Below are 15,292 nucleotides of genomic sequence, written 5' to 3'. Positions count from 1 at the left end.
TCTCATGGACCAGCCCGGCGCAAACCGGACGGGCGGGGATTGGACTGGCAATCAAAAAACTTGTCTAAACAAGCAGTACAAACACGCTCTTGAGTTCTCAAACCACGCGAACACGCACCCGGCCCCGTATCTCCCGAAGGAGGCGGGCCGCCGTGCGGCAGCGAGTGAACAACTTACACGCTCCCGACCGAACACGCAAACCCGGACCGCGGGCGCACCCCGCTAACCGTTGGGAACACTCGCGTCCGCCGGCGTGTCGCACACCGGCGGCAAACCGGCGCAAAACCGGACGGACAACCCCACGCGGCCGACGGAACGGGCAAAACAACCCGGAAAAACACACCACACCGGCGTGTCGCACACACACGACACCACACGCCACTCCGGTCATTCGCATAGTGCGCAGCGATTCCAAGGCGGCTCGAACACCCATATGCATTTTGTGCAGCATGCGCACGCCGAAGAACCGCACCGGGAGTCGCGCAATTGGCATTTTCAAACCGGAAACGCCCGGCACCGCGCCGACTGGCTGCCGCACAGAACGCGGATCGATGTCCGTCGCGTCCCGAATCCGCCGCACACTACGCAGGTATCCGCCATATCCCATTACGCGACGCCCGCGCAAACGCCCTCATACAGGTAGAACGTGTCGGAACCGCCATCACGGTGAGGCACATATCGTTCGCGCATTCGGGTCAGACCGCGGTGATCGTAGAAGCCGACGTCGCAGGTGGTGTCGGTGAACAGGAAATAGCGCCGCACTCCCGCGGTGCGGAAGCGCGACAGCGCATGATCGAACAGCGTGCGCCCCACTCCCCCGCCGCGCATCCGCTCGTCAACGAGGAACAGGACTATCTCGGCGTCATAGCGGGATTTGAGGCCATGCAGCAGTTTCGCGTCGGTGCGGACCATGCCGAACGCCTCGCGGATGCCGCGGCGCCCCTCCCTTGACACTATCAGGGAGAATCCCTCGCGCAGCACGCGGCGGACATGCGGGTTCAACGGCGTGGAACGCCATCGCGGGGCCCGCCTCTCCACGCGAGCCAGAATCATGCCGATCACTTCGCCATCGCGCACCGCCACCGTCGCCAGCGTGGAGCACGACAGGCAGTGATGGAAGTCCGCCGTCGCCAGCCGACGCGCGCAATCGACGCCTATCTCCGGGTCGGCGTACCACATGCGACGCACCAGCTCGGTCAACGCGTCATAGTCGTCGCGGCGCAGCGGGCGCAGGGTCACGGAATCGCTCATAAGCGCCATTGTCGCACGCGGCGGCAGTCCTTCCGATCACCGCGCCCGCCAGCGCAGCGACTCGAATGCGAGCACGTAGACGAGCAGCAGCGCGGAGGCGAGGAACACCACGCGCAGGGCCGCGTCGAGCGAGGGCAGGAACGTGGCGACGACGCCGAACACCGCGACGCCGATCGCGCCGCCCACCTGGCGGAACGTGTTGAACATGGCGGAGGCGATGCCGGTCTGCGAGCCATCCACGCTTGCGAGCACCACGCCCGCGGCGGCCGGTGTGGTGATGGCCGCGCCGAAGCCTACGACGCTCAGTCCCGTGGCGACCGCCCAGACGGGAATGGGCGCCGGCATGAGGAATTCGAACAGGAACCCGGCGATCATGATGGCGAGTCCCAGCGTGATGGAGAACTTCGAACCGAGCGCGGTGATGATCCGTCCGCCCGCGAGATTGCCGGCGATCGTGACGAACGCCGACGGCACGAACACGAGGCCGGCGGCGAACGCGCCCATGCCGAGCTGGTTCTGCAGGAACATGGTGCAGATGAACACCATGCCGTACCAGTTGAAGATCATGATGAAGCCGATCTGCAGCGCCACCTGCATGCCGCGCACGCGGAACAGGCCGAGCGGCATCATGGGCGCGTCGACCTTGGCTTGGGAGGCCGCGAACGCAACCAGCAGCAGCACGCCGCAGAGGAGCAACGCGAGCGTGGCCGGATGCAAGAGGCCCAATGGTCCGACCTCGATGATGCCGGCCACGAACGTGGCCAGCCCCGCGAGCGCCAGCGTCTGTCCGACCCAGTCGAAGCGCACGGGACGCCGCGGCGAGGCGTGGATGCGTGGCGCGACGACGAGGATGAGCAGACAGAACGGTATGTTGACGGTGAACACCAGACTCCAATGGATCGGCGTAAGCAAACCGCCAAGCAGCGGCCCCACCGCGGAGGCCGAGGCGCCGCCCGCGCCCCACAGGGCCAACGCCCATGCGCGGCGGTGCGACTCCGGGTTCGCCTCGTTGATCAGGGACATCGACGCGGGCAGGATGAGCGCCGAGGCGACGCCCAGCACGCAGCGGCCGGCCACGAGCGCGCCCATCGACCATGCGAACGAGCAGAACAGGGACGCCGCGGCGAACAGGGACGCGCCGATCAAAAACACTCGTTTGGCGCCGAACCGGTCCGCGAGACTGCCCGCGAGCAGCAGCAGCGCGGCGAACAGCAGCGTGTAGCCGTCCACGACCCACTGCTGGACGGCCATGCTCCCGCCGAGCTCCGCGGTGATGGTGGGCAGCGCCACGTTGACGATGAGCACGTCCATGCCGGACAGGAACGAGGCGACCGCCGCAGCCGCCGTGGTGATCGCCGCGCCCGGTTTCACAGTCATGCGATTCTCCTTGGTACATATTCTTTTCGATTTCCGCGAACGACATGCTATGCTCGGAATCGGTTTGTTTTCAACGGTTCCTGCATGCTTATGGTTTGCATGGTGAAAACCATTGGTTTACACAGCCTTGCCAATGCGCGTTCATTCCAATGCGCATCCATTGTCGGAGAGGGGACGGCGGAATGTACGACAGGCGTTTGGACGCGGTGGTCGCCGCGGCGAGGACGGGCAGCTTCGCCAAGGCCGCGCGGCTTCTGCACGTCTCCGCGCCGGCGCTGGCCAAGCAGGTCAACACCTTTGAGGCCGAGTTCGGGATCACGCTGTTCACGCGGTCGCGCAGCGGCGTGGCGCTCACCCCGGCCGGCCGCGAATTCGTGGAGGACGCCCGGCCCGTCATGCGGCAGTGCGACGACATCCTCCGCCGCGCACGCCGGCGGAGCGCCGCGGCAAACGACTTCCGGGACGTTCCGGTGCGGCTGGGCGTCTCCATGCTGCGGTCGGGACGCCGGATCCTGGACCTGTGGCAGCGCGACGCGGAACCGCGGTCCGACGGGCTGCGGCTTGAACTGGTGCCCATGCCCGACGACGAGAGGGACATCACCGACATCATCGCGCATCTGGGCGAGGACGTGGACGCAGTCTCCACCGCCTTCAACGCCGGCTATTGGGATCATGTGTGCGGCACGCTCACGCTGAGCCGGGAACCGCTGTGCGTCGCCGTGCCGTACGACCACGCGTTGGCGCGTCGGGAATCCGTCTCATTGGATGACCTTGAGGGCACGCGCATCCGCATCATGCGGCGCGGCCATGACGGCAACGACCGGGCACGCGACCTGCTGGAGGCGCATCCGTCGATCGAGCTGGTGGACATCGACCGCTACAACCTCGCCGTGTTCAACGACTGCGCGCAGACCGGCGACCTCCTGATCTCCAAACCCCTGTGGGACGGCGTGCATCCGCAGCTCGTCAACGTGCCCGTCGACTGGGGCGAGCCGGTGGATCTGGCCTACGGCCTGCTCTATCCACTGGATCCGGAGCCGCAGGTCGCCGCGTTCGTGGAACGGATCGGGCAATTGGCGAGGACGGCGCCGGTCATCCCCGCCGAGCGGCCTATTTCACGGCGATGAAGAAGAACCGCGGGAACGGGAAGATCACGCTGCCGTCCGACTGCATGGGATAGGCGACGCGCACGCGGGCGAAGATCTCCGCCTCGAATTCCGAACGGGCGTCGCGGTCGTCGAGCGCCTGAAGATACGGGCGCAGGCCGGTGCCGCGGTACCACTCCATGATCGCCTCGTGCGAGGGCAGGGTGTGCAGGTAGGTGGTCATCCACATGCGGAAGCCCGAAGTGCGCTTGTGCAGCAGCTCCCAGTATTCGTCGGGCTCCATGTTGTAGAACTCGCGCTGCTGGGGCAGGATCGCGCCGAACCGCGGACCGTGCACCACGGACGCGATGATGCGGTGGATGGGCTCGTCGTAGTTCATCGGGGTCTGCACCGCGAGCGTGCCGCCCTTCTTCAGGCGGGCCAGCAGCGCGGGGATGAGCTTCGGATGGTCGGGCACCCACTGGATGCACGCGTTGGAGAACACCACGTCGAAGTCCTTGGGCAGCTTGGCGAGCTGATGGGCGTCGGACACGTCGCACAGAATGAATTCGATGTCGGGATGCGCCTTGCGTGCGGCGGCGATCATGTCGCGCGAATTGTCCACGCCGATGATCTGCGCGTGCGGGTAGCGTTCGCGCAGCACGGCGGTGCTGTTGCCCGGGCCGCAGCCGATGTCGAGCACGCGAAGCACCGAGCCGTCATCGGGAGGCAGTTGGGCCGCCAGATCGCGCGACGGCTGGGTGCGTTCATCCTTGAACCGCAGGTACTGTTCCGAATTCCATTGAACCATGCAGCCCACGGTAACGCGCGGCCGGGGTCCGGTGGCCGTCTTGGCCGAATCCCGGACCGACGTCCGAAATGCGAACGATTCTTGGCGCTATTCGGTTTCGGCGCCGAGCTCCCCCACAAGCCATTCGCGTTCGGCGGCGATTTCCTTGTCGTGGATGGCGGTGATGGCGAGGCGGTACTTGTCCGTGAGCTTGTCGTTGTCGAGCGGGTCGACGCCGTCGCTGTACATGCGGTGGACGTCCGAATCGAGTACGTCGAGACGGCGGCGGAGCACGGCGTTGCGGTCCGCCTCGTCGGGGATGACGGACAGGAACGACATGACGATCGCCCATTTGGTGATGTCGGTGACCATGTAGCCGCTGGCGTTTTTCAGCTCCTCGACGAGCGCGGCGCGGCCGGCGGGCTCCAGATGGAACTGGCGCAGGCGGCGCCCGTTGACCACCTCGAAGGTCTCGCCGATGTACCCGGCCTTGACGAACCGCCCGGTGACGGCATGCAGGGTGCCGTCGCTGAAGGGCCGGGCGAAGCCGTTGAGCCGTTCCATCTTCTTGCGCAGGCGATAGCCGCACGCCGACCCCTCGGCGAGGAAGCCCAAAGTCATGATCTCCACTACGTTCATAGGTTCACTATACCTCGTTTCGACATATCCCCCTCCTGCGTTCGCCCTAGCCGGAAATATTTCGTATGGAGATATCTCAATACGACACGCCGATGGAGGGCGACGCGGGGGACCGCCCAGCCGTTGCGGCGCAAGGATTCCCGCACACACCCCATCCATCCTGAAATAACTCAGCTTGAAATATCTCAGATAGTCGGATATGGTGATGGCATCAGCACGGCCCACCGCCGCACCCACACCACGAAAGGAAACCATCATGAGCAACGTCACCGTCTTCGGAGCGGGCAACATCGGATCCGCCGTCGCGGGCATCGCCGTCAAGGCCGGCGCGAACGTCCAGGTCATCGACCGCGACGCGGACAAGGCCGCCGGCGTCCCCGGCGCCGTCGCCGGCAAGTTCGGCGAGGCGTCCGTCACCGGCGACATCGTCGTCCTCGCGCTGCCCTACCCGGCGTACGCCGACGTGGTCGCGGCCTACGGCGAGCAGTTCGCCGGCAAGGTCGTGGTCGACCCGTCCAACCCGATCGACTTCGCCACCTTCGATCTGGCACTGCCGGAGGGCGTCGGGTCCGCCGCCGAGGAGCTTGCGGCCAAGCTGCCCGATTCCAAGGTCGTCAAGGCGTTCAACACCACCTTCGCCGCAACGCTGGCCTCCGGCGTGAACGACGGCGCCCCGACCGTGGTTCAGGTGGCCGCCGACGCCGATGACGCCAAGGCCGCCGTGCGCGGTCTGATCGAACAGGGCGGGCTCAAGACCGTGGACGCCGGCCCGCTCAAGCGCGCGCAGTACCTCGAGGGCATGGGCGCGCTGCAGATCATCCTCGGCGTGACCGAGCAGACCCCGTGGACCGGCGGCTACAAGGTCGTGAAGTAACCTCGCACCCCGGCGTCGTTCCGCTTATGCGGGCAGGGCCCTTCACCGGCATCGTTCCGGGAAGGGCCCTGCCCGCATTGCCGCCGGATTTCCTAGATCCGGCCGCGCCAACCGGCGAGAAACGAACCCGCCTTGGCCTCATCGTCGCGATACGCCTTGCCGAACTCGTCGATGAGCCCATGGAACTCCTGCAGCTGCGGCACGTCCAAGTCCGTCGCCAGCACCGCGCCGATCACCGCGTCATGGAACTTCGCATAGCCGGCCGGCGCATCCCATCCCAGAAACGCGAACAGCCTGCGGGCATAGGTGTCCGCCACGAACGCGCGGCGGCCGAACACGTACAGCACCAGATCGTCGGCCGTCTCCCCGCCCACGCCGAACAAACCGAGCAGCTCGCGGCGCAGATCGGCGTCGGACAGATCCGCCGCACCCCGCGGGTCCCCGCCGCAGCGATCCGCATACCAGCAGCTCAGCGTCCGCAGCGCACGCGCCTTGTTGCGGTAGAAGCCGGACGGTCGGATGAGCTCCCGCAACCGGGCGTCGTCCGCATCCGCGAGCGCGTGCGGCTCCAGCATTCCCGCGGCCCTGAGCGCATCCAACGAACGGTCGACGTTGCCCCACGCCGTGTTCTGCGTGAGCACCGCGCCCACCATGATCTCGAACACGGTGTCCGCCGGCCACCAGCCGCTCGGCCCCATGGCCTCAAGCATGGCATGGAACAGGCGTTCGATCGATTCCGGTTGTGGGGTCAACGCCTAGCCCAGACGGGATTGGATGAGACGGTTGATCGACACCTTCTGCTCGGCGGCCTCGATGGCGAGGCGCCGGTGCATCTCCGGCGGGATGCGCACCAGAAAATGCCCAGAGTAGTGGCGGTCCTCGAACGGCACGGGAATCTCCTCGCCGTTTTCCCTAAGTTCCTTGAGTCGCGCGTCGACCGCGACGCGCAGCCCCAGCAGCGCCTCCGCGCTGGATTCCGACACGAACCGCAGGTCCGGCAGCTCCGCCACCGTGCACACGAACCCGCCCTCCTTGTCCAGCCAATGGATGCGGTAGATGTACCGGTCCGCGACGGGCCTTTCCTCCGCCGACTGCTTGCCATCCGCCATGGCGCGACTCCTTCCGGGCGATGAAATGGTATCGGTATCCATGCCATCTTAGGCATCCCGCCGCCTCACGACATACCTTGGTGATAGCAAGAGTGATACGACACGCCCATATTTCCTAAATCGAACATCTGTACTACAGTAGTCGGTATCAACGTTGATACATCAATCCCCCAGGCCCAAGCAACACCCAAGAAAGGCAGCGACCATGATCACCATCCATTCCACCGTCATCACCATTGACGATTTCCCGGAATTCCCTGAACGCGTACCGTGCGGCCCGGCGCCGGTTCCATGCCCGGAACCGCTGCATGTCGCGGCCACCGCTCCCCTGACGGCCGCGGCGTGCGGGTGCCCGTACGACGGCGATCCGCTCGACGAATTCCTGTCGGCGCTGTCCTCACGGCACCGGCCCGGCGTCTCGGCATATGGATTCGAGCCCGCCGTCTGACGCGGTGCCGGCGAATCACGCGCGTACGCGGGTCGGGGCCAGATACCGCCCGGTGACGCTGGCGGGATCGGCGGCGATGTCCCCAGGCGTTCCGGCGGCGACGATGCGGCCGCCGGATTCGCCTCCCCCCGGTCCCATGTCGATCACGTAGTCGGCGTTGGCGATCACGTCGAGGTCGTGTTCGATGACGACGACGGTCGCGCCGTTGGACACCAGTCCGTCGAAGACCCCGAGCAGCACGCGCACGTCGAGCGGGTGCAGTCCGATGGTCGGCTCGTCGAAGACGAACACGGCGTCCGACTGCGCGCGGCCCATTTCGCCGGCGAGCTTGAGCCGTTGCGCCTCGCCGCCCGACAGCGACGGCGTGGGCTCGCCGAGCGTCAGGTAGCCGAGTCCCAGATCGTGCAGCGTGGACAGGCGGGCGTGCACCTTGCGCAGGTCGCCCGTCGCGTCGAGCGCCTCGTCCACGCTGAGCGCCATGAGCTGCGGCAGGCTCAACGCGCGGCCGTCCCCCGACTTGCGGCGGATGTCCGAGGCGGCGGGGGCGTACCGGGTTCCCCGGCAGTCGGGGCATTCGATGTCCACGTCGGGCAGGAACTGCACGTCCAGAGAGATCGATCCGGTGCCGTCGCAGGTCGGGCAGCGCAGGCGCCCGGTGTTGTAGGAGAAGTCGCCGGCCTTCCATCCGGCCGCCTTCGCCGCCTCGCATCGGGCGAACGCGCGGCGCAGATCGTCGTGGACGCCGGCGTAGGTGGCGACGGTGGACCGCACGTTCGCGCCGATCGGCGTCGCGTCGATGAGGTTCGCCCGGGCGATGCCGTCGGCCGTGATCGCATGCACATGGCTTGGCGGCTTCGTCCCCGAGGCGTTCGCGCGCAGCGCGGGGATCAGCGATTCGAGCACCATGGTGGTCTTGCCCGAGCCGGACACGCCCGTCACCGCGACGAGACGGCCGCGCGGAATGCGGACGGACAGGGGCTTGACCGTGTGAAGGGGACCGGTGTCCATGCGGATGGATCCCAGTTCGAACATGCGCTCCGGTTCGACGACGCCGCGCACCCGCGACGGGCCGTCTTCGGACAGGAACGGCGCGATGCGGCTGTCCGGTGCGTCGGCCACGTCGCGGACCGTGCCCTGCGCGATCACCCGCCCGCCGCCGGCGCCCGCCTCCGGGCCCATTTCGATGAGGTGGTCGGTCGCCTTGAGCACGCGCACGTCGTGGTCGACCACCACCACGGAGTTGCCGTCCGCCACGAGGTCGCGCATCACGCCGAGCAGGCCGTCCACGTTCGAGGGGTGCAGGCCGATGGACGGTTCGTCGAGCACGTACATGACGCCTGTGGTGCGGTTGCGCACGGCGCGGGCGAGCTGCACGCGCTGGCGTTCGCCGGTGGACAGGGTGGCTCCGGCGCGGTCTAGCGAGAGGTATCCGAGGCCCAGTTCCCCGAGGCGCTTGGCCACGTCGAGGAAGAATTCGCAGATGTTGCGCGCCATGGGCCGCATCGGCTCCCCAAGCGTGTCCGGAACGCCGCGGATCCAATCGACGGCGGCGTCCAGCGTCATCGCGGTCGCCTCGGCGAGGTTGATGCCCCGGACCCGCGGCTTGCGGGCCTCCTCGCTCAGCCGGGTGCCGCCGCACCGCCCGCACGGTTTTTCCTCGAGGAACCGCGCGACGCGCTTCAGCCCCTTCTCGTCCTTGGCCTTGGCGAGCGCGTTCTCCACCGTATACACGGCGTTGTAGTAGGTGAAGTCCAGCTCGGCGAAGTCGTCGCCCTTCTTCGGACGGTAGAGGATGTGCTTTTTGACGGCGGGGCCGTTGAACACGATGTCGCGTTCCTGGGGCGTGAGCTCCCGGAACGGCACGTTGGTGCGCACGCCCATGGCGCCGCACACCTGCTTCATGAGGTCCCACATGAGCGAGCCCCACGGCAGGACCGCGCCGTCGTCGATGGACTTCGACTCGTCGGGCACGAGCGCGGCGCGGTTGACCTCGCGCACCACGCCGGTGCCGGAGCATGCGGGGCAGGCGCCGGCCGAGTTGAACGCGAGGGATTCGGCACCGGGACCGCGGAACGTTTCGCCGCAGTGGACGCAGGTGATGGGCAGATCGGCGGCGACGTTGAGCGTCGGCGGGTTGCGCATGCCGCAGTGGGGGCACACGTGCGAGCCAACGCGGGAGAAGAGGAGGCGCAGACTGTTGAGCAGTTCGCTCATCGTGCCGAACGTGGAGCGGATGCCCGGCACGGCGGGACGCTGGTGCAGTGCGAGCGCCGCGGGCACGTGCCGCACGTCGTCCACCTGCGCGCGGCCAGCCTGGGTGAGCCGCCGGCGCGTGTAGGTGGACAGCGCCTCGAGGTACCGGCGGGAGCCCTCCGCGTACAGCACGCCGAGCGCGAGGGAGCTCTTGCCCGAACCGGAGACGCCGGCGACGCCGACCATGCGGTTCAGGGGCACGTCCACGTCGATGTTTTTGAGGTTGTGCACGCGAGCGCCGCGCACCTCGATGGCGCGGGGGAACATGCGGGCCGGCGGATCGTCCGGCCGATCCGCCGGTCCCGGCCGGCCCGTTCCCGTTTGCCCAGCCGTCGCGCGCCCGGCGCCGCCGCCGTTCCGTTCCAGTCCGTCGCCCATCAGTCCCGCCTTTCGCCGCGGTCGGTTCCACCATACGCGGCGGGCCGACGTATCCGGGCGGGGCGACGGGGACAGCGGAAGAGACGGACGTCGGGATGAGCGGCGACCGGGTGCGCGGCATACTTGCCGGGAGCGGCTAGAAGCGGATGAGCGACTTGATGACCTTGCGCTGGTCCATGGCCTCGTAGGCGTCCTGGATGTGGTCAAGGTCGTACTCGGCGGTGAACACGCGGCCGGGGTTGATCTCGTGGTTGAGCACGGCGTCGAGCAGGCCGCCGAGGTCGTAGTGTCGCACCGGGGCCGGGCCGCCCTTGATGCCGAGGTTGTGGTAGAAGCTGCCTTCGGCGCTGATCGTCACGTCGTGGGGCAGTCCCACGCGGCCGATCACCGCGCCGGCGCGGGCGAGGCCCACTGCGGTGTCGAAGGACTGCTTGGAGCCGACGCATTCGAGCACCGCGTCCGCGCCGTAGCCGCCGGTCATGGCGAGCACCTTGTCGATGGCCGCCTGGTCGCGCTCGGCCACCACGTCGGTCGCGCCGAACTCGCGGGCGAGCGCGGCGCGGTCCTCGTGCCGGCTCATGGCGATGATGCGCTTGGCCCCGAGCAGCTTCGCGCCGATCACGCCGCACAGGCCCACGGCGCCGTCGCCCATCACCACGGCGGTGTCGCCGGGCTTGACTTCGGCGGACACGGCGGCGTGGTAGCCGGTGGACATCACGTCGGAGATGGTCAGCAGCGAGGCGAGCGTGGCGTCGTCGTAGTCCTCCGGGGAGCCGGGCACCTTGACGAGGGTGCCGTCGGCCTCGGGCACGCGCACGTATTCGGCTTGGTTGGCGCCGAAGTATCCGCCGTGCGGGCAGCAGGACTCGAAGCCGGCCTCGCACACCGGGCACTTGCCGCAGCTGTACGGGAACGGCACCACCACGAAGTCGCCCACATGGAAGTCGGCCACGGCGTCGCCGGCCTCCTCGATCACGCCGATCGCCTCATGGCCGATCTGGCTGTGCTCCTTGTGGCCGCTGAGCCCGCGGAAGTACCACAGGTCGGAGCCGCACACGCAGGTGCGCACCACACGGATCATCACGTCCGTGGGCTGTTCCACGCGGGCCTTCGGCACCTCCTCGACGGCCATGCGGCCCGGTTCCATGAACATCGCGGCCTTCATCATCTCGCTCATATCGTCCTCCTTGCCCGTGCGGGCGATCGTCTGTCGATCATCAACGGTTCCCACGCTAGGAACTTCGAGCGCTCGAAGTCAAAGGGCACAACGCACGCGACACGCGGTCACTCGTCCAGCATTGCGCGGACGTCCGCGACGATCGCGGGCACGGTCACGCCGTTGGCGGCGAGCAGTTCGTCCGGGTCGTACCGGTCGGGGAAGGACTTGGCCACGCCGTAGGTCTTCACGCGCATGGCGGTCGGACCGTAGTGCGCGGCGATCTTCTCGCCGAAGCCGCCTTCGAGCTGGCCGTCTTCGAGCGTGACCGTCACGCGGTGGTCGGCGAGCAGCGAGTCGAGCAGCCCGCGGTCGACGCCGCTGATGAACTTCGGGTTGATCAGCGTGGGCTTCACGCCCAGTTCGGATTCCAGTGCGTCGGCCACGCGCTCGCCCAGCTGGAAGAAGTCGCCGAGCGCGACGATTGCCACGCCGGAGCCGCGCCGCGCGACCTCGTACCGGTTCAGCAGGCCGTAGTCGGTCGTGTCCGGCACGCCGTGCGACACGACGCCGCCGACGACGGGCACGCGGATCGCCACCGGGCGTTCGCGCTGGGCGACCGCCCATTCGAGCATGGCGAAGTACTCCTCACGGCACGTGGGCGCGAGGTAGACGAGGTTCGGGATGTTGCCCATCATGGCGATGTCGTAGAAGCCCAGATGGGTGACGTCGTTCATGGCGTACACGCTGGCGTCGAAGGCCAGCAGCACGGCGGGGTTGCCGTTGACGCACAGGTCCTGCATGAGCTGGTCGTAGGCGCGCTGCACGAACGTGGTGCAGAAGCCGTACACCGGGATGCCGCCGCCCCGCGCGATGCCGGAGGCCATGGCCACGGCCTGCTCCTCGGCGATGCCCACGTCCACGAACTGCCTGCCGGCCTCGCGGCGCAGTTCGGGCGTGAAGCCCATGACGGTGGGCGTGGCGGAGGTGATCGCCACGATGCGCGGATCCTCCTTCATGCGCCGCAGCAGCCAGGCGCCGGTCAGGTCCTCGTAGCTTTCGGATCCGTCCCCGTCGCCGGATCCGTCCCCGGCGGGCAGCGTGGATGCGCCGGTCTTCGGGTCGAAGTGCCAGTTCCAGTGCCAGGTCTCCTTGTCGGCCACGGCGGGCGCGAAGCCCTTGCCCTTGAGCGTGTGGACGTGCAGCACGACCGGGTGGTCGACGTCCTTGAGCGAGCGCAGCGCGTCGATCAGCTTGGACACGTCGTTGCCGTCCTCAAGATAGCGGTAGTCGAAGCCCAGCGCGCGGAACAGGTTGTTCGGCGACTCGCCGTTCGTTTCGCGCAGTTCACGCAGCCCGCGGTACAGGCCGCCGTGGTTCTCCGCGATGGACATTTCGTTGTCGTTGACGATCGCGATGAAGTTGGTGCCCATCTCCCCCACGGCGTCGAAGCCCTCGAACGCCTCGCCGCCCGAGAGCGAGCCGTCGCCGATCACCGTGACCACGTTGTAGGAGTCGCCCGCCAGGTCGCGTGCCTTGGCGAGGCCGGACGCGAGCGACATGGACGTGGACGTGTGACCCATGTTGAACCAGTCGTGCTCGCTTTCGTTCGGGTTCGTGTAGCCGGAGTCGTCGTCGTATTTCGCGGGGTCGGTGAACGCCTCGCGCCGGCCGGTCAGAATCTTGTGCGTGTAGCTCTGGTGGCTCACATCGAACACGAACCGGTCGCGCGGCGAATCGAACACGTAGTGCATGGCGATCTCCAGCTCCACCGTGCCGAGGTTCGGTCCGACGTGGCCGCCGTGCGCGCCGAGCTTGACCAGCATGGCGTCGCGGATCTCCGCGGCGAGTTCGGGCAGCTGTTCGACGGACAGTTTTTTAAGGTCCGCGGGCGAGTCGATGGTGTCCAGCAGCATGGTCACTCCCTTGGTTCTGAGATTCCGATATTGGACGTGTACAAGACACTGGCATCATAGGAGCCTCAAGCAACTTGAAGTCAAATCGCCGTGCATTCCCGCAGAAGTTGCGGATCCGCGCGCGTCCACGGCATTCCGCCCGTCCAATTCGCACGGATCCGCAACTTCTGCGGCAGACGCTCACCACCGGGCGCGCAGGGCGCTCACCGCCTCGTCGAAGCCCACGCCGAGACGCCGCGCCTCCCCGGCGAACGTCCGCGCCGCATCCAGCAGGGGCTCGGGCAGCGCCGCGACCTTCCGCACCCGGGCCGTGCGCCCGAGCCCGGTGTCGATCAGCCCCTGCTCGGCGAGCTCGCCGTAGGCCTTGGCGACGGTGCCGGGCGCGATGCGCAGATCGCCGGCCAGTTGGCGCACGGAGGGCAGCTTGTCGCCGTCTTCCAGCGCCCCGCCGCGGATCGCCGCCTCGATCTGCGAGCGAATCTGCTCGTACACCGGAGTGGGCGCGTCGTCGCGGATTGCCACGCGCAGCCCGTTCCCGCTCGCGCTCATCGCGCATCGTCCTCCGTGACGCCGGTCCACAGCTTCACGGCGGCGGCGACCGCCAGCAGACCATACAGGACCGCGAACAGCAGCAGCCCCAGCCCCACGCCGATCTGGACGGCGCCCAGCGTCGGGTACACGTCGTCCGCGTACGACGGTGGCAGCGCGCCGAAATTCGTGCCCACCAGCCGCGTCGCGTTGCCGGCGAACAGCATGACGCCCGAGGCATAGCACAGCATGAAGCCGCAGGACAGGAACGTCGCGAACCGGGTCAGGGCGATGCGCCACAGCCGGTCGACGGCGTCGTTCCGCCCGTCGGCCGACGCCGGGGCCAAGGCGATGCGGCGCAGCGCCAGACAGGTCAGCGCCGCCAGCGCGACGGTGACCACGATCAGCGGCGCCGCGTAATACACGCCCGGATACGGCCCCGCGGTCGTCCGGACCTCGCCCGACGGATCGGTCAGGCTGATCGACCGCCCGGCGCTTTCGCCGTCCGGGGTGGCCATGCAGGAGGTGAAGACCAGATACACGATCAGCAGCGACGCGATGAGGATCGGCTGCATCAGCACCGAACCGCGCGCGTACAGCCACGGCCTGCGGGGGCGAAGCGAGGCGACCCGCACCCGCGGCGTTTCGGAAGGCGCGCGCTCCCCTTGACTTTCACCGTCCTCATGACCCGCACGGTCGCGACCACGGAACGGCAATGCCGTCACCAGCATGACCGCGCACGCCGCCAGCCCCGGCAACAGGGCCAGCGCCAGCCCATACCAGCGGAACCGCCACCCGTCCGCCGCAAAGCCGACAAGCAGCACCGACAAACCGGCCGTGCACGCCGTAAGCAGCCTTCTCCGGGCGAGCGCCACCGGCCCGGTCGCGCCGGTGTCACCCGCCGGGACGGCCACGCGACGGGGCACGGCAAGCTCCGGCCGCCGATGCATGACCGACAGGGCGAAAACCGCCAGCGCCACGGTCACCGCCGTCAGGGCGATCAGCGCCACCCACACCGCCAAGGCCGCCGCAATGGAAAACAATCCGAACATGGCGCTCATCCCCTTCTCCCACTGCACACCACGGCAACGCCGACCGACGCCTGCACAACGATCAGCGCCGCAACCACGCCGACGAACGGCCACTGGTACATGGCGTAGAAATCCGCCATGTCACGCTGGGCGAGCGGCGCGACCGTGGCATACGTCAGCACGGCGAACAGACCCGCGACCGCCGATACCGCCACCGCGGCCAGAACCACGGGCAGCAAACCCCGGCGGTCCCGTTCACAGCGACGCCGCAGGCCGCGCAGCATCAGCACAATTGCGACCGCCACCACGGCGTAGAACAACACCGCCCATGCGGGCAGCAGATCAGCGTACAGCGGATCGTCCATGATCGCTCCTTGCCATCCACCGCGCCGTCACGACGCGGCACATTGAACTGTGACATCTTTATGACACAGTTCAAGTGTATCAATAGACTGAC

Annotated in this window: 15 protein-coding genes; 3 read left to right on the top strand and 12 right to left on the bottom strand. The window is 67.8% G+C overall.

From position 1 onward, the window contains the following. Positions 1–606 precede the first annotated feature (606 nt). Together DSM100685_RS06350 and DSM100685_RS06345 are read right to left on the bottom strand one after the other, a co-directional pair. Positions 607–1,251, bottom strand: a complete 645-nt coding sequence (locus DSM100685_RS06350; protein WP_163200810.1) for a GNAT family N-acetyltransferase — start codon at positions 1,249–1,251, stop codon at positions 607–609. Positions 1,252–1,287: 36 nt separating this feature from the next. Further along, the gene (locus tag DSM100685_RS06345; protein ID WP_152350511.1) at positions 1,288–2,628 is read right to left on the bottom strand and encodes an MFS transporter; all 1,341 of its coding nucleotides are present in this window, start codon (positions 2,626–2,628) and stop codon (positions 1,288–1,290) included. Between the two features lie 182 nt (positions 2,629–2,810). Between DSM100685_RS06345 and DSM100685_RS06340 the strand changes: the two genes are divergently transcribed. Continuing rightward, positions 2,811–3,755: a LysR family transcriptional regulator gene (locus tag DSM100685_RS06340; RefSeq protein WP_152350510.1), complete on the top strand. Its 945-nt coding sequence runs from the start codon at positions 2,811–2,813 to the stop codon at positions 3,753–3,755. On the opposite strand, the gene DSM100685_RS06335 is transcribed toward DSM100685_RS06340, so the two are convergent. Together DSM100685_RS06335 and DSM100685_RS06330 are read right to left on the bottom strand one after the other, a co-directional pair. Next, a complete protein-coding gene (locus DSM100685_RS06335; RefSeq protein ID WP_152350509.1) occupies positions 3,739–4,524 on the bottom strand; it encodes a methyltransferase domain-containing protein in 786 nt (261 codons plus the stop codon). The genes DSM100685_RS06340 and DSM100685_RS06335 overlap by 17 nt on opposite strands. 87 nt (positions 4,525–4,611) lie before the next feature. Further along, entirely contained in the window at positions 4,612–5,142 is a 531-nt protein-coding gene (locus tag DSM100685_RS06330) for a PadR family transcriptional regulator (protein WP_152350508.1), read from the bottom strand. A 256-nt stretch (positions 5,143–5,398) separates the two neighbouring features. On the opposite strand from DSM100685_RS06330, the gene DSM100685_RS06325 reads away from it, so the two are divergent. After that, positions 5,399–6,016, top strand: coding sequence for an NADPH-dependent F420 reductase (locus DSM100685_RS06325; RefSeq protein WP_152350507.1), 618 nt, complete (start codon positions 5,399–5,401; stop codon positions 6,014–6,016). A 92-nt stretch (positions 6,017–6,108) separates the two neighbouring features. Here the strand turns inward: DSM100685_RS06325 and DSM100685_RS06320 are convergent, their stop codons facing one another. After that, entirely contained in the window at positions 6,109–6,726 is a 618-nt protein-coding gene (locus DSM100685_RS06320; protein ID WP_152350506.1) for an endonuclease III domain-containing protein, read from the bottom strand. A gap of 45 nt (positions 6,727–6,771) precedes the next feature. Next, a complete protein-coding gene (locus DSM100685_RS06315) occupies positions 6,772–7,125 on the bottom strand; it encodes a type II toxin-antitoxin system HicB family antitoxin (RefSeq protein WP_152350505.1) in 354 nt (117 codons plus the stop codon). Positions 7,126–7,330: 205 nt separating this feature from the next. On the opposite strand from DSM100685_RS06315, the gene DSM100685_RS06310 reads away from it, so the two are divergent. Continuing rightward, a complete protein-coding gene (locus DSM100685_RS06310) occupies positions 7,331–7,573 on the top strand; it encodes a hypothetical protein (protein ID WP_152350504.1) in 243 nt (80 codons plus the stop codon). 15 nt (positions 7,574–7,588) lie between these two features. Here DSM100685_RS06310 and DSM100685_RS06305 read toward each other — a convergent pair whose 3' ends face one another. The 6 genes from DSM100685_RS06305 to DSM100685_RS06280 form a co-directional block, all read right to left on the bottom strand. Beyond that, positions 7,589–10,093 (bottom strand): excinuclease ABC subunit UvrA, encoded by a 2,505-nt coding sequence (locus DSM100685_RS06305; protein WP_152350517.1) that lies wholly within the window; start codon positions 10,091–10,093, stop codon positions 7,589–7,591. 247 nt (positions 10,094–10,340) lie between these two features. After that, positions 10,341–11,381 (bottom strand): zinc-dependent alcohol dehydrogenase family protein, encoded by a 1,041-nt coding sequence (locus DSM100685_RS06300; RefSeq protein ID WP_152350503.1) that lies wholly within the window; start codon positions 11,379–11,381, stop codon positions 10,341–10,343. 107 nt (positions 11,382–11,488) lie between these two features. Continuing rightward, positions 11,489–13,276, bottom strand: coding sequence for a 1-deoxy-D-xylulose-5-phosphate synthase (locus DSM100685_RS06295; RefSeq protein ID WP_152350502.1), 1,788 nt, complete (start codon positions 13,274–13,276; stop codon positions 11,489–11,491). A 180-nt stretch (positions 13,277–13,456) separates the two neighbouring features. Further along, on the bottom strand, positions 13,457–13,825 hold the full coding sequence (locus DSM100685_RS06290) for a GntR family transcriptional regulator (RefSeq protein WP_152350501.1): 369 nt from the start codon (positions 13,823–13,825) through the stop codon (positions 13,457–13,459). Further along, positions 13,822–14,865 carry a hypothetical protein gene (locus tag DSM100685_RS06285; protein WP_152350500.1) on the bottom strand — a complete coding sequence of 348 codons (1,044 nt, stop codon included), beginning with the start codon at positions 14,863–14,865 and terminating at the stop codon, positions 13,822–13,824. Before DSM100685_RS06285 ends, DSM100685_RS06290 begins: the two co-directional genes overlap by 4 nt. Continuing rightward, the gene (locus DSM100685_RS06280) at positions 14,862–15,200 is read right to left on the bottom strand and encodes a hypothetical protein (RefSeq protein WP_152350499.1); all 339 of its coding nucleotides are present in this window, start codon (positions 15,198–15,200) and stop codon (positions 14,862–14,864) included. The genes DSM100685_RS06285 and DSM100685_RS06280 overlap by 4 nt, the downstream gene beginning before the upstream one ends. Positions 15,201–15,292: the final 92 nt, after the last annotated feature.

The organism is Bifidobacterium avesanii, from assembly GCF_009299475.1.
GTDB classification, from domain to species: Bacteria; Actinomycetota; Actinomycetes; order Actinomycetales; family Bifidobacteriaceae; genus Bifidobacterium; species Bifidobacterium avesanii.
This window is presented reverse-complemented; position numbering and strand designations above follow the sequence as displayed.